Source organism: uncultured Polaribacter sp., from assembly GCF_947501385.1.
Taxonomy (GTDB): domain Bacteria; phylum Bacteroidota; class Bacteroidia; order Flavobacteriales; family Flavobacteriaceae; genus Polaribacter.
The window spans coordinates 187,892-211,101 of the sequence record NZ_CANMVP010000002.1 but is presented as its reverse complement, the minus strand read 5'-3'; the positions used below and the strand labels follow the sequence as shown (position 1 = coordinate 211,101).

20 protein-coding genes are annotated in these 23,210 nt (G+C 30.7%); 8 read left to right on the top strand and 12 right to left on the bottom strand.

What is annotated here, in order from left to right:
• Window positions 1-141: 141 nt before the first annotated feature.
• The 3 genes from Q0998_RS02460 to Q0998_RS02450 form a co-directional block, all read right to left on the bottom strand.
• On the bottom strand, window positions 142-363 hold the full coding sequence (locus tag Q0998_RS02460; protein ID WP_015479930.1) for a DUF2795 domain-containing protein: 222 nt from the start codon (window positions 361-363) through the stop codon (window positions 142-144).
• A gap of 166 nt (window positions 364-529) precedes the next feature.
• A complete protein-coding gene (locus Q0998_RS02455; protein ID WP_299665756.1) occupies window positions 530-1,105 on the bottom strand; it encodes a cob(I)yrinic acid a,c-diamide adenosyltransferase in 576 nt (191 codons plus the stop codon).
• Window positions 1,106-1,144: 39 nt separating this feature from the next.
• Window positions 1,145-1,921: a class I SAM-dependent methyltransferase gene (locus tag Q0998_RS02450; protein ID WP_299665753.1), complete on the bottom strand. Its 777-nt coding sequence runs from the start codon at window positions 1,919-1,921 to the stop codon at window positions 1,145-1,147.
• A gap of 89 nt (window positions 1,922-2,010) precedes the next feature.
• On the opposite strand from Q0998_RS02450, the gene Q0998_RS02445 reads away from it, so the two are divergent.
• The 3 genes from Q0998_RS02445 to Q0998_RS02435 are packed head-to-tail and all read left to right on the top strand — an operon-like array spanning window position 2,011 to window position 5,805.
• The gene (locus Q0998_RS02445; protein WP_299665750.1) at window positions 2,011-2,811 is read left to right on the top strand and encodes a polysaccharide biosynthesis/export family protein; all 801 of its coding nucleotides are present in this window, start codon (window positions 2,011-2,013) and stop codon (window positions 2,809-2,811) included.
• A 3-nt stretch (window positions 2,812-2,814) separates the two neighbouring features.
• Complete coding sequence (locus Q0998_RS02440) at window positions 2,815-5,289, top strand: polysaccharide biosynthesis tyrosine autokinase (protein WP_299665747.1); 2,475 nt, start codon at window positions 2,815-2,817, stop codon at window positions 5,287-5,289.
• 6 nt (window positions 5,290-5,295) lie between these two features.
• A complete protein-coding gene (locus tag Q0998_RS02435; RefSeq protein WP_299665744.1) occupies window positions 5,296-5,805 on the top strand; it encodes a DinB family protein in 510 nt (169 codons plus the stop codon).
• 44 nt (window positions 5,806-5,849) lie between these two features.
• On the opposite strand, the gene Q0998_RS02430 is transcribed toward Q0998_RS02435, so the two are convergent.
• Together Q0998_RS02430 and fumC are read right to left on the bottom strand one after the other, a co-directional pair.
• A complete protein-coding gene (locus Q0998_RS02430) occupies window positions 5,850-6,323 on the bottom strand; it encodes a nucleoside deaminase (RefSeq protein WP_299665741.1) in 474 nt (157 codons plus the stop codon).
• Between the two features lie 88 nt (window positions 6,324-6,411).
• Window positions 6,412-7,812, bottom strand: coding sequence for a class II fumarate hydratase (gene fumC, locus Q0998_RS02425; RefSeq protein WP_299665738.1), 1,401 nt, complete (start codon window positions 7,810-7,812; stop codon window positions 6,412-6,414).
• 154 nt (window positions 7,813-7,966) lie between these two features.
• Here fumC and Q0998_RS02420 point away from each other — a divergent pair, with 154 nt between their 5' ends.
• A complete protein-coding gene (locus Q0998_RS02420) occupies window positions 7,967-8,140 on the top strand; it encodes a hypothetical protein (RefSeq protein ID WP_176397543.1) in 174 nt (57 codons plus the stop codon).
• Between the two features lie 303 nt (window positions 8,141-8,443).
• Here the strand turns inward: Q0998_RS02420 and Q0998_RS02415 are convergent, their stop codons facing one another.
• From Q0998_RS02415 to prfB, 3 genes are all read right to left on the bottom strand, one after another.
• Complete coding sequence (locus tag Q0998_RS02415) at window positions 8,444-10,903, bottom strand: outer membrane beta-barrel protein (RefSeq protein ID WP_299665726.1); 2,460 nt, start codon at window positions 10,901-10,903, stop codon at window positions 8,444-8,446.
• A gap of 92 nt (window positions 10,904-10,995) precedes the next feature.
• Window positions 10,996-11,376 (bottom strand): arsenate reductase (glutaredoxin), encoded by a 381-nt coding sequence (arsC, locus tag Q0998_RS02410; RefSeq protein ID WP_299665723.1) that lies wholly within the window; start codon window positions 11,374-11,376, stop codon window positions 10,996-10,998.
• A gap of 118 nt (window positions 11,377-11,494) precedes the next feature.
• Complete coding sequence (gene prfB, locus Q0998_RS02405) at window positions 11,495-12,598, bottom strand: peptide chain release factor 2 (RefSeq protein ID WP_299665720.1); 1,104 nt, start codon at window positions 12,596-12,598, stop codon at window positions 11,495-11,497.
• Window positions 12,599-13,048: 450 nt separating this feature from the next.
• Between prfB and Q0998_RS02400 the strand changes: the two genes are divergently transcribed.
• The gene (locus Q0998_RS02400) at window positions 13,049-15,475 is read left to right on the top strand and encodes a zinc-dependent metalloprotease (protein WP_299665717.1); all 2,427 of its coding nucleotides are present in this window, start codon (window positions 13,049-13,051) and stop codon (window positions 15,473-15,475) included.
• Between the two features lie 4 nt (window positions 15,476-15,479).
• Here the strand turns inward: Q0998_RS02400 and Q0998_RS02395 are convergent, their stop codons facing one another.
• Window positions 15,480-17,873 (bottom strand): hypothetical protein, encoded by a 2,394-nt coding sequence (locus Q0998_RS02395; RefSeq protein ID WP_299665713.1) that lies wholly within the window; start codon window positions 17,871-17,873, stop codon window positions 15,480-15,482.
• A gap of 145 nt (window positions 17,874-18,018) precedes the next feature.
• Between Q0998_RS02395 and Q0998_RS02390 the strand changes: the two genes are divergently transcribed.
• Window positions 18,019-19,038, top strand: coding sequence for a GntG family PLP-dependent aldolase (locus Q0998_RS02390; RefSeq protein WP_299665710.1), 1,020 nt, complete (start codon window positions 18,019-18,021; stop codon window positions 19,036-19,038).
• On the opposite strand, the gene Q0998_RS02385 is transcribed toward Q0998_RS02390, so the two are convergent.
• From Q0998_RS02385 to Q0998_RS02375, 3 genes are read right to left on the bottom strand one after another with little or no spacing between them, the layout of a single operon-like run.
• Complete coding sequence (locus Q0998_RS02385; RefSeq protein WP_299665707.1) at window positions 19,035-19,514, bottom strand: hypothetical protein; 480 nt, start codon at window positions 19,512-19,514, stop codon at window positions 19,035-19,037. The two genes, Q0998_RS02390 and Q0998_RS02385, sit on opposite strands and share 4 nt — an antisense overlap.
• Before the next feature lie 10 nt (window positions 19,515-19,524).
• A complete protein-coding gene (locus tag Q0998_RS02380; RefSeq protein WP_299665704.1) occupies window positions 19,525-20,169 on the bottom strand; it encodes a hypothetical protein in 645 nt (214 codons plus the stop codon).
• Window positions 20,170-20,172: 3 nt separating this feature from the next.
• The gene (locus tag Q0998_RS02375; protein ID WP_299665701.1) at window positions 20,173-20,667 is read right to left on the bottom strand and encodes an RNA polymerase sigma factor; all 495 of its coding nucleotides are present in this window, start codon (window positions 20,665-20,667) and stop codon (window positions 20,173-20,175) included.
• 117 nt (window positions 20,668-20,784) lie between these two features.
• On the opposite strand from Q0998_RS02375, the gene Q0998_RS02370 reads away from it, so the two are divergent.
• Together Q0998_RS02370 and crtI are read left to right on the top strand one after the other, a co-directional pair.
• Window positions 20,785-21,678: a MerR family transcriptional regulator gene (locus tag Q0998_RS02370; protein ID WP_299665698.1), complete on the top strand. Its 894-nt coding sequence runs from the start codon at window positions 20,785-20,787 to the stop codon at window positions 21,676-21,678.
• A gap of 64 nt (window positions 21,679-21,742) precedes the next feature.
• Window positions 21,743-23,206: an NAD(P)/FAD-dependent oxidoreductase gene (gene crtI / locus Q0998_RS02365; protein ID WP_299665695.1), complete on the top strand. Its 1,464-nt coding sequence runs from the start codon at window positions 21,743-21,745 to the stop codon at window positions 23,204-23,206.
• Window positions 23,207-23,210: the final 4 nt, after the last annotated feature.

Below are 23,210 nucleotides of genomic sequence, written 5' to 3'. Positions count from 1 at the left end.
TATGTTTTTATCAGCTAAAATAAAAGCTGTATTATTTGGTTGTTTATCAGGTTTTTAAAAACCCAAAAAAGGGTGTTTTCTAGGCTAAAAAAAAACAAAAAAAAAGCCTCTGATGAGACTTTTTAAATTTAATTGTTATGTTTAGTATTCATCCTCATTCCAAAGATAATCATCTTCGGTTGGATAATCTGGCCAAATCTCTATAATTGAGTCGTACGCATCACCTTCATCTTCGATATCTTGTAGGTTTTCTACTACTTCTAAAGGAGCTCCAGTTCTAATGGCGTAATCTATTAACTCATCTTTGGTTGCTGGCCAAGGCGCATCTGCTAAATAAGATGCTAATTCTAATGTCCAATACATTTCTTATTGTTTAATTTTGTGCAAAAATAATTTTTTTGCTGAATTATGCAAGTCTTTTTTAAGAAATTTATTGTGAAGTAAATTTTAAATTTCATTATTTACTTAAAATCAATGATTTATGTTGCAATAAAATTTTCAACTTCTTCTAATCGATAAAAAAAAGAACTTATGATTTTTTTTCAGGAATCCATTTAAGTTCCTCTATTTCTAAGTCTTTAGACAACTTTCGTGCCAACACAAAAAGATAGTCAGAAAGTCGGTTTAAATACTTTAGAATGTCTTCATTTATGTTTTCCTGGTCATTTAATTCTACAGAAAGTCTTTCTGCTCGTCTACAAACACATCTTGCAACGTGACAGAATGACACAGCTTGATGCCCACCAGGAAGAATAAAATGAGTCATTTGAGGAAGTTCTAAATCCATTTGATCTATTTCATTTTCTAAAAAAAGAATTGAATTCTCGTCTATTTTCGGAATATTTAGACGTTCTTTTCCACTTTTTAAAGTTTCTTTTTCTGGCGGAGTTGCTAACATAGCGCCTAACGTAAACAATTCATTTTGAATTTTTAGCAATGATTCTTTTACTGAAGAAGAAATTTCTTGATCTTTTATTAAACCGATGTAAGAGTTTAATTCATCTACAGTTCCGTAACTTTCTATTCGGGCATTGTATTTTTTTACTCTTGTTCCTCCAAAAAGAGCAGTTGTTCCATTATCACCAGTTTTTGTATATATTTTCATGCTAAGAATTCAAAGTTTTGCGTTTAAAATTCAAAGTTACTAAACCCTAATTTTAAAATGTTCTTTTTCTTGTTCTTTTCTAAAAAAAACAATTCCAAAATAAAAAACATCTACCGTTACCCTTACTTTTGGATGCTTTTTAATTTCGTTCCAAGCTGACGTCATTTCTTCGCTCCAATAAATATCATCAAAAATAAAGATGGAATTGTTGTGAATAGATGTTAAACAAGTTTTAAAATAGCTCAGCGTTGCTTTTTTAGTGTGGTTGCCATCGAAATAAATCAAATCGAATTGTTTATTTTGAATAGCTGCTGGGAGTGTTTTTTGAAAATTACCAGTAATCAATTCAATATTTTTAAAATGGTTGTTTTGAAACAGCTCTTTCGCAATCTTACTCGTTTCTGCACAACCTTCTAAAGTTCTTATTTTAGCATCTTGATGGCCGATATGCATCGCTGAAGTTCCTAATCCTAAGGAAGTTCCTATTTCTAAAATAGTAATTGGTATAAAATAATTTACAATTTTAATTAATAATTTTGCCTTTTTATTAGATATTCCTGCAATTTTTGCAATTTTAGAAATTTGACGATTGTTGTTTTTAAAGACCTTAGATCCTGACCCAAAATCGGTGATTTCTATAGTTTTTTTGTTCTTTAAAAGTTGATTTTTGATATTTCTAAAAGAGTTCCAATCTTTTTTAGATTTCTTTTTATACAAACCAGCTGTTACGAATTTGAAAATAAAAGGGGAATGAACTCCATGCTGATTTGTAGATTTTAATAAAAATTTTAGGTATTCTATTTGTTGAAAAAACATGCTTTGTAAATGAAAAACGAAAATAAAATAAAATTATAGCTTTACACTTATAAAAAGTATATTTGTAATTCTTGTTATTAAAATTTATAATGAAAATATACTTATACTTTGCTTTATTAATTCTTTTTCTAAGTTCTTGCATTTCTAATAAAGAAGTAACTTACTTACAAGGCAAACCGGTTTCAAATTCTGAGATCAAAAGGATCAATAATATCCCCTATAAATTGCAAATAGATGATATTTTAAATATAAGAATAACTTCAAATAATAAAGAAATTGTCGCTGTCTTTCAAAAAAATGATTTGGAGAATAATTCAAGATTAAATCAAAATGGAGACTTTGAGAATAACCAAGCTTATTTTTCTGACTATAGTATAGATAATTATGGCAATATAAGAATTCCCACTCTTGGAGAAATTAATGTTTTAGGATACACTGAATTAGAAGTAAGAGAAAAGATAGAAAATAAACTTAAAGAAGAATTTATTAATGAAGATGAAAGTTTATTTATTTCGGTAAAACTTTCAGGAATTAGATATACAATTATTGGAGAGATCACAAATTCTGGAGTAAAAATTGTTAGTCAAAATAGAGTTTCCATTATAGACGCAATTGCTATTTCTGGTGATATTACAGATGTAGGTAATAGAAAGGCAGTAGAAATTATTAGAAAGTCAACTAATGGTACTGAAAAACATATTATCGACTTAACAAATATTGATGCTTTAAATTCTGAAATATTTTATATAAAATCTAATGATTTAATTAACATACCTCCTTTAAAACAAAAATCTTGGGGAACAGGAACTACAGGTTTGCAGAGTTTAACTACTGTTATTTCTGTTTTATCACTTGTAACATCTACTATAATATTAGCAAGAAATTTATAAAAGATGATGAACAATCAATTAAATTCTTCTGGTTCTTCAACATCTGGTAATATAGATGTTAAAGAATATGTTTTTAAAGTTTTAGCCTACTGGAAATTATTTTTAATAACCATTGTTATTGCGCTGATTGTTGCGAAATTTATGAATGGCTATACACAGAAAATCTATAGTTTAGAAACTATAATTTCTGTAAAAGAAGAAAACAACCCTTTATTTTCTACGGGTACAAACATCGCTTTTAACTGGGGAGGATCAAGCGATGAGCTAGAAACAGTAAAAGTAATTTTAAAGTCTAGATCTCATAACGAAATAGTCGTTAAAAGACTAAATTTTTATATTAATTATCTTCAAGAAGGACGATTTAGAAAAGAAGATAAATATGGGTATGCTCCCTTTACCGTAAATTTAAATGTTAACCAACCACAATTGTATAATAGGTTTATTGATATTGAATTTACTGGTGATGAAACTTTTAAAATTTCGTTTGATTTTGATGATTCAGGAATGAATTCTTTAATAAATTACAAAACCAACAGTATCGTTAATTTGCCTTCAAGAGAGATAAGTTTTTCCAAAGAATACAATATAAGAGACACAATACAAACGCCTTTTTTAAATTTCTCATTACAACAAATTAGTCCGTTTACTGTTGGAGAAAAATATGTCATTCAATTTTCTAGTTTTGATGGTACCGTTAGTAATAATAGAAATATTAGTGTAAACAGTATTACAAATGCTGCTTCGATGTTAAAACTTCAAAAGCAAGGAGGTAATAAAAAGAGGATTGAAGATTATTTGAATGCGACTGTTAAAGTTTTAGATTCTGTAAAACAAATTCAGAAAATAGAATATGCAGTGAAAACTAGAGCTTATATAGACACGCTTTTTAATGCCGAAGAAAAAAGATTAAGAAGATTAGAAAAAGAGTTAGGTGACTACAGAGAAACAAATAATATTTTTGACTTATCTACGCAAGGATCAGAAATATTTGGTGAAACCATTACTTTAGAAAAAGAGAAACAAGATCTATTAAGCTATAATGATTATTTAAGAAATCTAAGGAGTTACTTAAATTCTAATAATAGTTATAATAAAGATAACCTTGTCCCGGCATCGCTTCAAATTGAGGATGCTAAAATTACAGAACTTATAAATAATTTAGTCGCCAAATCGAGTTTTAGAGAAAGCTTGAGAAATATGGTGAAAGATAACCATCCTGATGTTATTCAAATTTCTAGAGAAATAGAGATTATTAAAAATAATTTATTAGAAAATATCTCCTCACTCCAAAGAGTCAATAGCAATAGATTAAGAAAATTAAATTCAAGTTTAAATATCTACAATTCTAAAAAGAAAAAGCTTCCAAAACAAGAGCAAGGTTTAATAACTTTTCAAAGAGATTATGAATTATCTGAATCCAATTATAATTATTTGAAACAAAAACGATATGAAGCAGGTACTGCAATTGCAGCAAATGTTTCTGACGTTAAAATTATTGACACCGCTAAAGATTTAGGGAATGGCCCAACCTATCCAATACCAAGTTTTAATTATTTAGTGGCTATCATGTTAGGTTTTATATTTCCGCTTTTTTACATCATAATAAGAGAATTATTAGACAATAAAATTCATACCGTAGAAGAAATTCAGAACAGTTATACAATACCTGTTTTAGGAGTTGTTGGTAGAAATCCCGGAAGTAATAATTTAGCTGTTTTTAAAAGACCAAAATCTTCTGTAGCAGAATCTTTTAGAGCATTAAGATCGAATATTCAATTTTTATTTAAAAATGCAGATGAAAATGAATCTAAAACAATAATACTTACTTCTTCTGTTAGTGGAGAAGGGAAAACAATGGTTTCTGTAAATATGGCAACGGTATTTGCTTTAAGTGGTAAGAAAACGGTTTTATTAGGGCTAGATTTAAGAAAACCAAAAATATATGATGATTTTGATTTGCCAAATAATGTTGGAATTGTAAATTATTTAATAAAACAGAAAACGCTTAAGGAAGTCATTACACAAACAAAAATTCCGAATTTAGACTTAATTTTATCAGGCCCTATTCCTCCAAATCCTTCAGAACTGTTATTAAATAGCGCAACCGATGAGATGATGAAACAGCTAAAACAAGATTATGACTATATAATTGTAGATACACCTCCTGTTGGTCTGGTTTCTGATGCTTTAGAGTTATTTAAATATTCTGATGCTGTAATTTATGTTGTCCGTCAAAATTACACAGAACGAGGAATGATGAGAATGATTGACGATAAATATAAAAACAAAGAAGTAACGAATATTAGTTATGTTTTAAATGATTTTTCCATAAAGAATAAATATGGGTATGGCTATGGTTACGGCTATGGCTATGGCTACGGATACGGTTATGGAAAATATGGTTATGGCTATCACGAAAATGAAGAACCTACTGGTTTTTTTGGAAAACTATTTGGTCTGTTCAAACCTAAAAAATAAAATTTTATGTTATCAGAAACTGAATATGCACCTTATTTTGAACAATATATTCAATTAGTTCCTTATAAAGAAAAATCTTTGTTAGCATATTTATTAGATTCACAAAAAGACTTTGATACTTTATTAAGAACTTTACCTAATGAAAAGCACAATTTTGCTTACAAACAGGGCAAATGGACTTTAAAAGAATTGATACAACACACAATCGATACAGAAAGAGTTTTCTGTTACAGAGCCTTATGTTTTGCAAGAAATGATCAAACACCGTTACCGGGTTTTGATCAAGACGTCTTTGTGCAAAATGACAATGCAAATGAAAGAAACTACTTTGACTTACTAGATGAAATGAACATTTTAAGAAAATCTACGATACAGTTATATAAAAGTTTTTCTGACGACGCATTGTTAAGAGTAGGAATAGCTTCTAATAATAAAATGTCTGTAAGAGCTTTAGGGTATTTATTTTCGGGCCACCAAATGCATCATCTAAATATTATAAAAGAAAGGTATTTGTAAAATAAAAAATCCGAAGCTTTATTGCAAACTTCGGATTTTTTTATTTAATAGGCTGTCTTGTCTAGCTTTTTAGTCCATTTTTGAAAAGGCTCTAAAGCAATTTTTCTTCCAACTTGTTCGAAAGGGATACTTCTTTTTTCATAAGGTAATGGAATTTCTTTATAAATAAATTCATCATCAAAACCAATATCTGCAGCATCTTGTTGATTGCTACCATAATATACTTTATCTGGTCTTGCCCAATAGATTGCACCCAAACACATCGGGCAAGGTTCGCAAGAAGTATAGACGATACAACCATCTAATTGAAAAGAACCTAAATTGTTACAAGCATCTCTAATGGCTGTAACTTCTGCGTGTGCGGTTGGGTCGTTGGTAGAAGTAACTTTGTTATTTCCTCTTCCAACAATTTCTCCGTCTTTTACAACAATACATCCAAAAGGACCGCCTTCATTTTTACTCATTCCTTTTAAAGCAGCTTTTACCGCTTCATTCATAAATTCTTCGTGATTACTCATCCTTTGTATTTAAAATTCAAAATTAAATATTCAAAATTCAGCGTAGACCTTAGTAAAAACTGCAACTGAAAACTGAATTACTGTCAACTTATTTCAACCCTACAGTCATTTCCTCAGGTTTTACCCATTCATCATATTGTTCTGGCGTTACATATCCCAAACGTACCGCTTCTACTTTTAAAGTGGTTCCGTTTGCGTGTGCGGTGTTTGCTATTTCTGCGGCTTTGTAATAACCAATTTTGGTGTTTAATGCAGTAACTAACATTAAAGAATTATTTACCAACTCTGTAATTCTTGTGTGATTTGGTTCAATTCCTGCCGCACAATTTTCATCAAAAGAAATACAAGCATCTCCAATTAACTGAGCAGATTGTAAAACGTTTGCTGCCATCATTGGTTTAAAAACATTTAGTTCATAATGGCCTTGAGTTCCACCAACGGTTACAGCAACATCATTTCCCATCACTTGCGCACAAACCATCGTAAGGGCTTCTGCTTGGGTTGGATTCACTTTTCCTGGCATAATTGATGAACCTGGTTCGTTTGCAGGAATAACAATTTCTCCAATTCCAGATCTTGGTCCAGATGCCATCATACGAATATCATTTGCAATTTTATTTAAAGAAACGGCAACTTGCTTTAAAGCGCCATGTGTTTCTACTAAGGCATCATGAGCAGCTAGCGCTTCAAATTTATTTTCTGCAGTAATAAAAGGTAGTTCTGTAAATTGGGCAATGTATTTTGCGACTAAAACATCGTAACCAGCCGGAGTATTTAATCCTGTACCCACTGCAGTACCTCCTAAAGCTAATTGACCTAAGTGCTCTAAAGTGTTTTTTATTGCTTTTAAACCAAAATTTAGTTGCGCCACATAACCAGAAAACTCCTGACCTAAGGTGAGGGGAGTTGCATCCATTAAATGTGTACGCCCTATTTTTACAACATCTTTAAAGCTTTCTGATTTTGCTTTTAAAGTATCTCTTAATTGTTCAATTCCTGGAATGGTATTTTCTACAATTTTTTTATAGGCAGCAATATGCATTCCTGTTGGAAAGGTATCGTTAGAAGATTGCGACTTATTAACATCATCATTGGGTTGAATGGTTTTTTCACCTTCACCAATTACATTTCCTGCAATTTCATGCGCTCTGTTTGCAATTACTTCATTTACATTCATATTAGATTGTGTTCCAGAACCTGTTTGCCAAATTACCAATGGAAATTGGTCATCTAATTTTCCTGCTAAAATTTCGTCGCACACTTGTGCAATTAAGTCTTTTTTCTCTTCTTTTAAAACGCCCAATTCACAATTAGTATACGCTGCAGCTTTTTTTAAATACGCAAAACCATAAACAATTTCTAAAGGCATTGAACCTGGTGCGCCAATTTTAAAGTTATTTCTTGAGCGTTCTGTTTGTGCGCCCCAATATTTGTCTGCAGGAACATTTACGGATCCCATGGTATCTTTTTCTATTCTGTATGTTGACATTTTAAGTTGAATTTAGATTGAACAAATTTACAAAAAGTAAGCGAAAACGGTCTAAACAATCCTTTTTAAATACTGTTGAAAAAAAATAATTTTTGATAGCAATTTTTAAAAATATGTCTTATTTTTGCATAGTTAATTAATCAAATAGAAACAAATGTTAGATTTCTCTCAATTTTCAGGTTTAGTTTTATTCATGTTTATTTTTACAGCTGGTTTTTGGCTGTTGATATTCTTACTAACTTTTGTGGTACCTTATTGGATTGGTGGAACCATTTGGGAAAATATGAAATTAAAGAAAGAAGCAAGAAAAGCTGCTGAAGGAAAGTAATTTTATAATTTACATCCGTAAATTTTAGATATAAAATTAAAAAACTCAATTACAATTTTTGTAATTGAGTTTTTTTTATGGGGTAATGTAAGGTTGTTAGATATTCAAGAGGAAATCCTCTTGAGACGATGAAGCAAAAGATTGGAAAACTTAGACTATGCTCAAGATAAACTCAAAGCCCTTTTGTACGCACAAATTATAAAAAAACCTACAAGTAAAATTTAATTTTTTTTTATAATCTCTAAACTTATCTTCCCTTTAGGGAGATCGAAATTGTTTTTCGCAATTTTGAATGGAGAATAATTATCCTTCAAAATCTTCTCCACCACCATCTTCTCTTTCTTGTCTTTCTATTTTCTTTTGCTGATTGAAACGATATACGAAGCTTACTCTAAATTGTGGCTCTCTCCATTGAAACTCACTATATTGTTCTAAAAACCCAGGAATGAATGTTGTTCTTTGGCTTCGATAGCTGTTAAAAACATCACTAAAATTTAAACTTAAAGATGCCCTTTCATCGAAGAAATCTTTACTTGCTGCTAAATTTGTGCTAAAAACTCCCTGACTATCAGTTTGTGCACTTTGTGAAGCACCTCTATAATTCATGTTGATCTGTAAATCGGTTTTGCCAGGTAAGGTAATTTTTTGATTTAATCTGATAAAAAAAGCCGTGTTTTCAAAATCGAAATTTGTTACTTTACCAGTATCTGGATTTTCATAATCTCCATCTGTTGTGACATGAAATAAATTGAAATCACTATTGATATTCCACACTTTGAAAGGTCTGTAATTTAGTGTAAACTCTAAACCAACTCTTTCTTCTGTAGATAAATTAACAGGAAACCTTCTTGTAATTTGGTCTCCATTATCTGTAAATTCACCTGTTTCCTCTTGAATTCTCTCCCAGTTATCATCACTAATATTATAATAGATGGATGTGCTTAATGTGAATTTATCCCAACGTTTTAAATATCCTAAATCTATAGCATCTGTAATAACAGGGTTTAAATCTACATTTCCCGTATAAATATTAGCTTCACTTGATCTACTTGGAAATGGATTTAAACTTCTTCCTCTAGGTCTTCTAATTCTTCTATTATATCCTAATGTAATATTTTCGCCATCTTTAAATTCGAAACCAAGGTTTAGAGTTGGAAATAAATACCCATAATTTTTGTCTAATGGAGTAGAAGAAGTTCTTTGATCAATTTCCACAGCTGTATATTCATAACGCAAACCTGCTAACAATGAAATTTTATTGAATTTCTGTCCATATTGAAAATATGCAGCATTTATATATTCTTTATAATTAAATGAATTGTCTAGGAGTACTTCAGGAGTTCCACCGTTTTTAAAATTTGTTTCTTCTAAAAAAAAACCGTTGAAAATATCTCTATAATTCCCTCTGTAACCAGCTTCGTATTGAATATTTTCTCCTACAGGATGTACATAATCAATTTGTAATAAAGCACGATCTTCTTCTTGATTTTCAACCACTTTCTCAATCTCATCTACACTATTTGTAAGCGAATTTATTTCAGGAATATCATTTAAAATATCTTCGACTTCTGTAGAATATTGAGTGTTTACCGATAGTTTTCTCCCATTTCCATCAAAATTATTTACGTAATCTACGGTATATTGAATGCGTTTTTCATCTTCGCTTTCACTTTCAATTCTCTGCGTTTTTTCAATGATATCGGCATTTTCGTCAAATCTACTAATGTTATTTGTGTTTACATCATCATCATTACCACTATTAAAAACAATATTTCCAATAATACTTGAATTTTTGGTGAGATAATATTCAGCACCAAAACTTGTAAATAGAGACCTGCCTAATCTTCCAAAATTTCTACTTTCAATAACTCTCCTTGCATCTTGGGTATCTGTTTCAAAATATTGTGAATCACTAAAAGCATTCCCAGGAGTTTCATTGTATCTAAAACCAGTATTTGTAAATAAGTTCCATTTTTTAGTTCTCCAGTTTGCATTAAATGCGGTTCCTACTCTTGCCGGAACTCCTAAATCTAGCTGTAAAGAGCCATTAAAACCCACTAATTTATTTTTTCGAAGTATGATATTTAAGATCCCAGCGGTCCCTTCTGCATCGTATCTTGCAGATGGTGAGGTAATTACCTCTACTTTTTCTATAGCTTCTGCTGGTATTTGTCTTAATGCTTCTGCGCCATTCATACCAACCAAAGCACTTGGTCTTCCATCAATTAAAATGGTTACATTTTCATTACCTCTTAAACTCACCGTACCCTCTACATCTACTTGAACAGACGGTACATTGCCCAACACATCGCTTGCATTTCCACCTCTAATTGATAAATCTTTTCCAATATTAAAAACCTTTTTATCTAAACGAATATCAACAGTGGTTTTTTCAGCTATAATTACAACTTCATTTAAACTATTCGTGTCTTCTGCTAACTTTATAATCCCGAAATTTTTGTTTGAAGTAATATTTTCTGCTGGAAATTTTACGGATTTAAAAGAGATAAACTCTACACTAATAGCATAGGTAGCTTTTGAAGCGTTTATAGAAAACTCTCCATTTAGATCTGTAATACCTCCAGAAATTTTCTGAGTCTCAAGATCTTTTAAAATAATGGTAGCATATTCTAAAGGCTGATTGGTTTTAGCGTCTACAACTTTTCCAGAGATAATAATATTAGCATCGTTTATTGGACTTTGAGAAAATAATGTTGTTATTGTAAATAAGCAACAAATGAATAGTGAGATTTTTTGCGTCAAAACTGTATTGATTTTTTATATGACTGCAAAGTTCCTTTTAAGTTTAGTTTAAAAGGGTTAAAAAAAAGTTAAACAATGTTTTATGACCTTATTTAGATTATTTCTAAAATGGTTGAAGGAGGTCTCCCAACAACTGCTTTTTTATTATTAATGACAATGGGGCGTTCAATTAGCTTCGGATTTTCTACCATTACTGAAATAATTTCTGCATCCGATAGTTCTTTTCCTTTGTAATTTTCTTTCCAGATTTTTTCGCCTTTTCTAACTAAGTCCATAGGAGAGATGTTTAACAGTTTAAGTATTTCTGATAACTCTTTTTCTGACAAAGTATCATCTAAGTACTTTACAACTTCAAACTCTTTACCTGAGTTTTCTAATATAGCAAGACCTTCTCTAGATTTTTTACAACGCGGATTGTGGTATATGATAAGCCCCCTTTCTCCCAAAGGGAAGAAATTTTCTTTTTTAGTCATTTATTTCTTTTAGTTTATGGCATGTTAATTTATACTGTTTGAAAGGTTGATTGTCAAAACCAATTTGTTATCTTTCATACTACTTTAAGCACAAGCGTGTTTTGTCCCTTTGGGAAGATTAAGATAGGCTCTCTTTTTTCTGCCCATTCAACATTAAATAAGATTTTAAAAATGGATCAATATCTCCATTCATAACATTATCTACATTGCCCGTTTCATGCGCAGTTCTTACATCTTTTACCAATTTATAAGGGTGCATTACATAATTTCTTATTTGACTTCCCCATTCGTTTTTTAATTTACCAGATTCAATTTCATCTCTTGCGGCTTGTTTTTTTTGCAATTCAATTTCATAGAGTTGAGACTTTAGCATTTTCATTGCAGTGGCTCTATTGTCATGTTGAGAGCGTGAATTGGAACAAGAAATCTGAATTCCTGAAGGTTTGTGTGTCAGTTGAACCTTGGTTTCTACTTTGTTTACATTTTGCCCTCCAGCACCACTTGAACGTGCCGTTACAATTTCTACATCGGCAGGATTGATATCAATCTCAATAGCATCATCTGCCACAGGAAAAACATAGACAGAACCAAATGTTGTGTGTCTTTTTCCGTTAGAATCAAAAGGTGAAATTCGCACCAAACGATGCACACCATTTTCTCCTTTTAACCAACCAAAAGCATAATCACCATCAATTTCTATGGTAATTGTTTTAATCCCTGCAACATCGCCGGCTTGGTAATTGAGTGTTTTCAATTTAAAACCTTGCTTTTCTGCCCACATGGTATACATTCTAGAGAGCATTTCTACCCAATCGCAACTTTCTGTTCCACCAGCACCAGCTGTAATTTGTAGGGTTGCAGACAAAGAATCTCCTTCTTCAGAAAGCATATTTCTAAACTCTAAATCTTCTAAAAAAGTGCTTGTTTTTTCAAATTGTTCAACTACTTCAGTTTCTTCGACTTCACCTTCTTTATAAAACTCATACAACACATGTAGATCTTCATTTAAAGAAATTGTTTTTTTATAATCTTCTACCCATTTCTTTTTAAAACGGAGTTCTTTCATAACAACTTCTGCCTTTTTAGGATCATTCCAAAAATCAGGATTTGCCGTTTTTTCTTCTTCATTTGCAATTTCTATGAGCTTTTTATCAATCTCTAAATAAGATTTTAATTTCTCAATTCTTGTAGCAATATCTTTAAGTTGGTCTTGTGTAATCATAGATTTAATAAAGGTAAATTATAAAAATTACTTCAGTACATGACAAAAAACAGTATTTAAACTATAAACGCCTTTAAAATAGTTCGTTATTTTATTTTTTAAAATGTCTCCTCGAGCATTACTGAAATCAAAATATATTTTGATTGAAAGTATAAAACGTAGTTTCTCGAGAGGTAGTTTTTATTGAAATTACCGAGAAACATGAGGTCTCGACTGCGCTCGACCTGACATTTGAAACTATTTGATAAATTTTTGTCATGTACAAAGAAAAATTACACTTAGTTATTTATAAATGCCACAAATTCGCGAATAAAATTAATTCGTTTTTTTATTGGTGAATTCGTGGCAATTTTTTAATATAAATTTCTTCACAAAAATAAATGAAATTTTAAGATATCTTCTTTTAAAAGCTGATTCTTATTTTATAGATTTATAGAAAATATTCTAACCATGAAAAAATCACTACTTATTCTATTTCTTATTTTATTTTCTTTGAATGGATTTTCACAATTTTTTAAAGAAAAATCAGGCAATAATTTTCAAAAAGGAATAACAAAATACGAAGGTTATTTTGATTTTTATTATGATGAAAATACGGATAAAATTTTTCTCCAGATTAAAGATGTAGCCAAAGAATTTCTTTATGTGCGTTCGCTTTCTGAAGGAATTGGTTCTAACGATATTGGTTTAGATAGAGGGCAACTAGGCAGCGGAGTGGTTGTGCATTTTAAAAAAGCGGGGAATAAGTTATTATTGATGCAGCCAAATCAAGATTATAGAGCAATTACAGATAATAAAGAAGAAAAACAATCTGTAAAAGAAGCATTTGCAAAATCTGTTTTACATGGTTTTACTATCAAAGAAGAAAAAAGCGGACAGTTTTTAGTAGATGCGACTTCTTTTTTTATCAGAGATGCGCATGGAGTTTCCAAAACTTTGGCAAGAAACAACCAAGGAAGCTATAGTTTAGACAAAAGTAAATCTGCTTTTAATATAGAGAGAACAAAAGCGTTTCCAAAGAATGTTGAATTTGATATTTTATTAACCTTTAAGGGTTCACCAAAAGGATATAATTTAAGAAGTGTTACTCCAGATGCGAGTTTGGTTACTGTGCATCAACATCATTCGTTTATAGAACTGCCAGATGCTAAATACCAACCCAGAAAGTTCGATACGCGTTCTGGAGGTTATGCGATGTCTTATTTAGATTATGCAACGCCTGTGAATGAATCGATTACAAAACGTTTTATTTACAGACATCGTTTAGAAAAGAAAAACCCAGAGGCTGCAATGTCCGAAGCAAAGGAGCCTATTATTTATTATTTAGATAGAGGAACTCCAGAACCTGTTCGTTCTGCTTTATTAGATGGCGGACGCTGGTGGAACCAAGCTTTTGAAGCCATTGGTTATAAAGATGCATTTCAAATGAGAATGTTACCAGAAGACGCAGATCCTTTAGATATTCGCTATAATATGGTACAATGGGTGCATAGATCCACTCGTGGTTGGAGTTATGGTGCCAGTATTTCTGATCCAAGAACAGGTGAAATTATAAAAGGACACGTGAGTTTGGGAAGTTTACGAATTCGTCAAGATTTTTTAATTGCACAAGCATTGCAAGCTCCCTATAAAAATAATACAACTAATGATGATTTTGCACTAAAAATGGCTGTTGCAAGAATTAGACAGCTATCTGCGCATGAAATAGGACATACTTTAGGTTTTGCTCATAATTTTGCGGCAAGTACCAATGGTAGAGCTTCTGTGATGGATTATCCACACCCAAAATTTACTTTAAAAGAAGATGGCAATATTGATTTTTCTGATGCTTATGACACTAAAATTGGTGCTTGGGATAAAGTAACCGTTGCTTATTTTTATCAAGATTTTTCTTCGGATACAAATGAAGAAAATGAATTAAAATCTATTTTAGAAAATGCGACTAAAAGTGGACTGAAATATTTATCAGATGCTGATGCCAGATCTCAAGGAAGTGCGAGTGCTTCTGCTCATTTGTGGGACAATGGAGGCAATATTTATGATGAATTGTACAATGTTTTAAAAATAAGAAAAACAGCAATTCATAATTTTTCTACAGATAATATTAAAACAAATGAACCTTATTCTGTGTTAGAAGATGTTTTTGTACCGCTGTATTTTTTCCATCGTTATCAAACAGAAGCCACTGTAAAATTAATTGGCGGATTGGATTATAGCTATGCCGTAAAAGGCGATCATCAAACCGTTGTAAAACGAGTTTCTGGAACTACAGAAAGAATTGCTTTACAAGCAGTTTTACAAACTTTACAAGTTGAAGAGTTAGCAATTCCTAAAGAAAAACTAGCCTTATTCCCACCTAGAGCCATGGGGTATGGTAGATCAAGAGAGTCATTTAACAGCAAATTAGGTGTTGCATTTGATGCCATTTCAGCAACAGAAACCGCTAGTGAAATGACCTTACATTTATTGTTACATCCACAAAGAGCTTCACGATTAGTTGCTTATAAAAGTATGCATAAAAATCAGTTAGGACTGGATGAATTGCTAAACGAATTGATTTCAAGAACGATAAAAAAAACACATAAAGACGCTTATTATCAGGAAAATCAAAATACTATTAATATCCAGGTGTTAGAAGCATTATTTAATTTAGGAGCTACAAAAAACCAATATACACAGGTAAATGCCATTGTACTGTTTATGTTAGAAGAAGTGAAAGTTTATTTAAAGGATTTAAAAGGTGAGGGTACTCAAAAAATGATGAATCAACATATGCTTAGCATGATCACTAATTTTCAAAACAATCCTTCAGCATTTAAAAAACAATCTACACCAAAAATACCAGACGGTTCTCCTATTGGAAGCAGTACCGAATAATATATTATTTTACATAAATTGAAGTAGTTTTAAAAAAAGGAATTCCTGTATTTGTAATGCCTTGTATTTCAATGACATATTCATTTTTTATGTCGGAAGTAAAAAAGGACAGATTTACATTTCCAGTTGCGTCGGATTTTAATTTTGGTTCCCAGTGTAAAGTAGTTCTTGTGTCGGGTTTCGTTTTTTCTTCCAATCCGTCTTTATGGTCGGTTTTATAGAATTCTTTTGCTGTATAAAAGCCAATAGCATTGAAATCGACGATTCCTGGTTTCCGTTTGATATTTCGGGTACTAGAAACACTGCTTCCAAATCTCCTTGTATATATAGAAATAACTGGACCAGAGCTAGAAAACATCAATGCATCTGGTCCTAGTAGTACATCAATAAAAGAGATGTCACCAACAGTTAAGCTCTGTAATTCTGCAATTTCAATTTGTCTCTCGTCTAGCAATATTAGTGCTTTACTATTTGATCCAAGACCAACGTAAAGTGTATCGTCTTCTACGTTAACTCTTGGCATTTCGTAAAAAAGATTATAAATATTTGGGTCTGCAAAGTCGTAATCTTTTTCTATATCATAGCGATTAAAAGTACTTCCATATGAAGCTCTACTATTCATTTCGTTTTCACGAATTGTTTCGGGATCATCAAGTTTTGCAGTAATTAAAATTTCATCTAATATATTGTCTCGACTTTTAAATATACTATCTATTTCACGAATATATTTTTCATGTTCTAGGTATTTTTTAATAAAAGGATTTATATCAATACCGCTGTAAATACTATCGTTTTTAAGAAAAAAATCAGGACTTCTTTTTTCTTTCTCAGTAGTGATCAATACATTTCGATCTTTATTTTTCTTTGATTTAAAATTTGTTAATCGAGATTCGATAAGTATTGGAATGCTATCGAAAAAGACATAAGGACCATATTTAAATCGCCCTTTTTCATCTGAAATTTGAACGGGCTCCTGTATAATTTCTTTGCCTAAAAAAGTAAGTCGAGTGGGTAATGATTTTGGTGCATAAGGCGATTTCATTTCCAAAGTTTTCCCCAAAATAACAATACCCGTTTCAGGTAAAAATTCAAATTTTTTATTTTCGTTATTTAAAATTTCCTGCCAAGTAAATCTTCTCCAACCATTGGTAAGCATTACTAAATCTAATAAGTATTTTCGAAGTAAGTCTTTTGAATCTTCAAAAAAATAGTTGGGGTTTTTAATATGCCCTTTTAGATCAGAATTTAATAACAACCATGTTTTTATGCTTTCAGCAATTGAATAATTAGGATCGGATTTTTTATCTTTTACCGCTAATGAAAAATTGCTGGGTACATTCTCCTTTTGAAAATCGATTATATTGATTGATAAATTAACTTTTCTTCGGCTACAGTAATAATCTTTTGGGGTAGTAATTGCAACATCAATACCTTTTTTGGAATTTTCTATATATATCAATCGCTCACAAACGGGTAGATTATGACTGTTAAACAATGTAACTGAAAGCACACCACTATCCAGTTCAGATACTGGTATTTTTAAAGTTTTGGTATTGATACGCTCTTTAATCTGCTTACTGTAGATAGGTTTCCCTCTTTGGTGTATGACTAATGTACTGTTTTTTAAAACACTATTGGTATTTGATTGCAAATTTATATACACCCCGTTTGGTTTGTTTACCACATTTATGATATATCCTTTAGGTAATATTTTGGGAAGTAGATATTGATACTTTTTACCATATATATCCACTTCAGCAACGTAGGTTTCGTTCTCTAATGGAACTAGATAAAACTCTCCTAAACCGAACTTTCTGGTTTTAAAGGTAGATAATACTTCTTTATTTTTATTTTTTATATGGACAACCACAGCGGTATCATTAAATACCTTTTCGGGTAGTTGTATCGCAATCCTATTCGGTAATCCCTGAACAATATACCCGCCTTCAGGATAAAATTTTAAAATGGGTTTTTGAGAGATTGATTCTTTTTGCCTCAATTGTTCAGTAGATTTCTGCTTTACATCTGGTGCTATACTGTCGGTTGCTAATACAAATATTTCCTTTTTAAAAAAATGGAGTGAATTTGTATTTCTCATGTAATTGGTATAACCTCTAAGGTAATATTTTCCAGGTTTTATATTCTTAGGAAGTTTAAAATCACCAGCATCATTAATATCAGAGATGTAGTGCATTTTTTTATTAAGAATGCTGTCTTTGCTACTAATTAATTCCACATATACAACTGTACTTTTCTTAGATTTAGTGTGAGAGATGCCATTTACTAAATATGTGGAATACCAAATTTGACTGTCGGGAGTGTAAAATGTTTTATCGGTATGAATAAATATCTTTTCGGGATAATTATCCCTTGTATACGTTTCAAGTTTTGAATTCATTAAATCTGGGAAAATTACTTGTTGACCCACCAATGAATTAACAAGAAGTAGGAAGAAAAAGTAAATGAATATAGTTAACTGCTTCATTATTAACGTCTATTTATCTAGATAAATTTACGTATTTTAGTGTTAACAAAATAATAAAATGGATATAAATTTAATTTCAGATACAGTAACCAGACCAACGCCAAAAATGTTGGAGGCAATGATGCAAGCCAAAGTAGGCGACGATGTTTTTAAAATGGACCCGACTGTAAATGAGTTACAAGAAAAAGCAGCAAAAATGTTCGGTATGGAAGATGCTTTATTTTTTCCTTCAGGAACCATGGCAAATCAGACTGCCATCAAATTGCATACACAACCAGGAGACAAATTAATTTGTGATAAATATGCGCATGTTTATAATTATGAAGGTGGAGGAGCAGCGTTCAATTCTGGAGTTACCTGTAAATTAATTGACGGAAATAGAGGTATGTTTACAGCAGCACAATTGCAAGAAGCTATTTCCGGAAGATCAGATATTCACGTTCCCTATTCAAGGTTGGTTTGTATAGAAAACACCACAAATAAAGGCGGTGGCGCTTGTTGGGATTTTTCGGAATTAGAGAAAATTCAAAAAATAGCAAAAGAAAATAATTTAGAGTTCCATTTAGATGGTGCACGTTTGTTTAATGCATTAGTAGCAAAAAACGAAACTCCAAAACAATATGGGGAATTGTTTGATACGATTTCAATTTGCTTATCTAAAGGTTTAGGAGCACCTATTGGCTCTATTTTATTGGGTTCTAAAGAGCACATCTCAAAAGCGTTAAGAATTCGAAAATTACTTGGTGGTGCAATGCGTCAAGTTGGTTTTTTAGCGGCTGCAGCAGTATATGCTTTAGATCATCATATTGAAAGATTGGCAGATGATCATTTAAAAGCACAAGAAATCGGAGCGATTTTGAAATCGGTTTCTTATGTAACTAAAATTGAACCCATAGAAACCAATATCATTATTTTTTATGTGGATAAAAAGATAGGAGCAGACAATTTTATCAATAAAATGAAAACAAAAAATATTTTGTTAACTCCAATGGGAGAAGGGCGAATTAGAATTGTTACACATTTAGATTACACAAATACAATGCATAAAATTCTTTTAAAGGAATTGAAAGATTTTTAGAAATAAAAACGAACCACTGGAGATATAGGCGAAGCAAAAACACTCTTGTTGCTATCATACAAAACATCATAACGAATGCCCACTGCAAACCTACCTTGGTTGTAAGCAATTCCGAAATGCAGTGCAGGGAAATTGGTGTTTACAGCATCGAATTGATCTTGTTGTTTTGCAAAATAATAATCAAGTTCACCAGAAAGCTGAATTCCGATTTTTGTTTGATACAAAGAAATTAAACTAGCACCATACACGCTTGTAGTAAAGTCATTAATTTCTGTATACAAATAATTTACACCTATACCCAAAGAAAAACCATTCTCAAAATTGTAAATAGCACTTGGTGAAATACCGATGGTTGTTTGATTGCCAAAACCTACAGTAAAACCACCACCATATTGAACATGATCCCAAAAATCTGATTTTTGTGAAAATCCTACAAATGAAATACATAAAACCAAACTGAATAAAATCTTTTTCATAAAAAACACTTTAATTTATGCTGTCTAATTTAGCCAATTCTTTGTAATTCTTATTTAATTTTTTTAATAAAATTCCATAAAGTAATTTATAAAAAAACCACAATAAAACCATAAAAATTAGTAGAGCAATTATTTGACTAATTATAGTTACCGTAATTAATTGGTTAACATTTACAGGTAAGTTTTCTGGATTCATAATTTCCATCAACTTATCAGAATCACTAAGCATTACAGAGTTCATAACTAAACTCCCTAAGAAAGCGATCGCTAAATTATAATATACATAATATTTAATTGTCTTTCTTGTTTTAAAAATACCTTGAATTAATTTTTTTGTATTTCCAACAATAGAGATTTTTTTATAGTTCAAATAGAAAAAATATAAGAAAATAATAATCACAACATAATGAAGTACCATAAATATTTTTAATTCAGTTTCCAAATTAAAATCCTCATAAATTTTATAAATACTGTCAGGAATTAAAAGATTAATTCCAAACCAAAAGGCAAGTTCTACGATACCAATAATAAAAATCCATTTTACAATAGATGATGATTTTGAGTGCGCCAATTTATAAATTTCTATTGTAGAGAATTTATGTACTTCTTCTGGTTGATTGTCCCAGGCTTTTTTATAATTGTCTAATAAATCCATAAGTTATGGGTTTAAAATATTTTTTAACTTTTCTTTTGCTCTGTTCATTTTTACTCTTGCATTTACGCTAGAAATACCCAGTGTTTCCGATATTTCTTTATAAGGTTTGTCTTCTAAGTATAAAAATATAAGTGCTTTGTCAATATCATTCAATTGATGAACTGCTTTGTACAATGATTTTAGTTGCAGTTCTTCGGTATCATCATAAGCTGTAGCTTTAATTTTATAAGCAAAATCACTAATGTCTTGTGTTTTTACTCTTCTTGTAGACTTTCTATACAATGAAATTGCAGTATTTAAAGCTACTCTATACATCCACGTACTAAATTTAGAATCTCCCCTAAACTTTGGGTAGTTTTTCCAAACTTGTATTGTTATTTCTTGAAATAAATCATTATGAGCATCTTTATTTGTAGTATACAACCTACAAATTTTATGCGCTATGTTTTGATTTTCTTCAAATTCCGATAAAAATTTAGTCTCTAAATCTTTCTCCAATTGATCTTAGTTAGTTTCATTATAAGTAGCTCAAATGTATAAAATGTTACAATTTTGCTAAAATTTATTTTTTTTCATGAAAAACTGCTACATTTGTTGAACAATAAATTATAGAAATTGAACAATATTAAGCAAGATTTCACGATTAAAGACCTTGAAAATATTTCAGGAATTAAGGCTCATACCATACGGATATGGGAAAAAAGGTACAATTTATTGGAGCCACAAAGAACCACTACAAATATTCGATACTATTCTCATAAAAATTTACAAAAACTATTAAATGTAGTCCTCTTAAACAAAAACAATTATAAAATATCTAAAATAGCGAAAATGTCTGAAGAAGAAATTCTTCTTCAATCTAGAGAAGTCGCTTTTTCTACTGCTATAAATGATGAAGCCATCAATGCTTTTAAACTGTCTATGTTGCAATTTGATAAGATAATGTTTAATACAACTTATGATCGATTGCTTCATAAAAAAACTTTTAGAGATATTTTTAAAGAAGTATTTATACCCTTCTTAAGTCATATTGGTTTTCTTTGGCAAACAGAAACACTTTTGCCAGCACATGAACATTTTATCTCTAATTTAATTGCACAAAAAATACATATCAATACAGAGAATTTACAACATGGCGTATCAGACTCTAAAAAAACCTATGTGTTATTTCTACCAGAAAATGAAATTCACGATTTAGGGTTGTTGTATCTAAATTATGAATTGGTTCTAAGAGGACATCATACTATTTATTTAGGGCAAAGTTTACCATTAGACAATTTGAATTATTTTTTTAAAAATGATAGAGAGTTGTGTTTTATTACCTCATTAACAATTCAACCTTATGATGATAAAATAGCTTCTTATTTTGATGAGATAGAAAGTATATTAGAAAAGACCAAACACCAGTTTATCGCTATAGGTAGAAAGACCTCTTTAATAAAAGACAATACTTATAAAATGGATATATCTTTTTACGATAAAGTGACAGATTTGTTAAAAGTTTTATAAGATTTTCTCACCCTAAATAAATTGTTTAATTTTTTACTACATTTGTTAAACAATTAAGAATTACATGAAAAAAGAAATTCATATTATTGGATCTGGTTTCTCTGCTTTGGCCGCATCTTGTTACTTGGCAAAAGAAGGTTATAATGTTACTGTTCTAGAGAAAAACGATACGTTAGGAGGTAGAGCCAGACAATATAAAAAAGATGGATTTACGTTTGATTTAGGTCCTTCTTGGTATTGGATGCCTGATGTTTTTGAACGTTTTTTTGCAGATTTTGGGAAGAAACCTTCAGATTATTATACTTTAGACAAGCTGAGTCCTGGATATGAAGTTTATTTTGGCGAAAATTCTTCCTTAAAAATTTCAGATAATTTAGAGGATATCTATAGCATGTTTGAAGCAGAAGAAAAAGGAAGTGCAAAACATTTAAAAACTTTTTTAGATTCGGCAAAATCAAATTATGAAACTGCTATTTTAGACTTGGTCTATAAACCTGGTATTTCACCTTTAGAATTAGTCACAACCACCACAATAGCAAGAGTAACGCAATTTTTTTCAACGATTCGAAAACAAGTAAGAAAAAATATAAAGAGTTCTAAATTAATTAAAATTTTAGAATTTCCTGTTCTATTTTTAGGTGCAAAACCAAGCAATACACCTGCATTTTATAATTTTATGAATTATGCTGATTTTGGTTTAGGAACTTGGCACCCGAGAGGAGGAATGTATAAAGTAATTGAAGGTATGGTTACTTTGGCAACCTCTTTAGGTGTCCATTTTCAGGTAGATGCAGACGTTGAGAAAATTATTACAGACAAAGATAAAAACGTTTCTGGGCTACTAGTGAATGGTCAAAAAATAGATACTAATTTGGTGCTAAGTGGTGCCGATTATCATCATACAGAAACCTTATTAGATGAAAATTTAAGACAGTATTCAGAAAAATATTGGAGCAAAAAAACATTTGCACCTTCTTCTTTACTGTTTTACGTAGGTTTTGATAAAAAAATTAAAAATGCAAGTCATCATACCTTGTTTTTTGATACCGATTTTGATTTGCATGCAGAAGAGATTTATGATAACCCTAAGTGGCCTACAGATCCCTTATTTTATGCAAATTTTACTTCTATGACAGACAATACATCTGCCCCAGAAGGTAAAGAAGCTGGTTTTTTCTTAATACCATTGGCACCAGGAATAGAAGATACATCAGCATTAAGAGAAGAATATTTTGATAAAATAATAGATAGGTTCGAAAAATTAACCAAGCAAGAAATTAAAAAAAGTGTTATATTTAAAAGGTCTTTCTGTGTGGAAGATTTTAAAAAAGAATATAATTCTTACAAAGGAAATGCTTACGGAATGGCAAATATATTGTTACAAACTGCTTTTTTAAGACCAAATATTAAGAGTAGTAAAGTAAATAATTTATATTTTACCGGACAACTAACTGTGCCAGGTCCAGGCGTTCCACCAGCACTAATTTCTGGTAAAATAGCATCAGAATTAATTAAAAAAAACAAATAGTAGC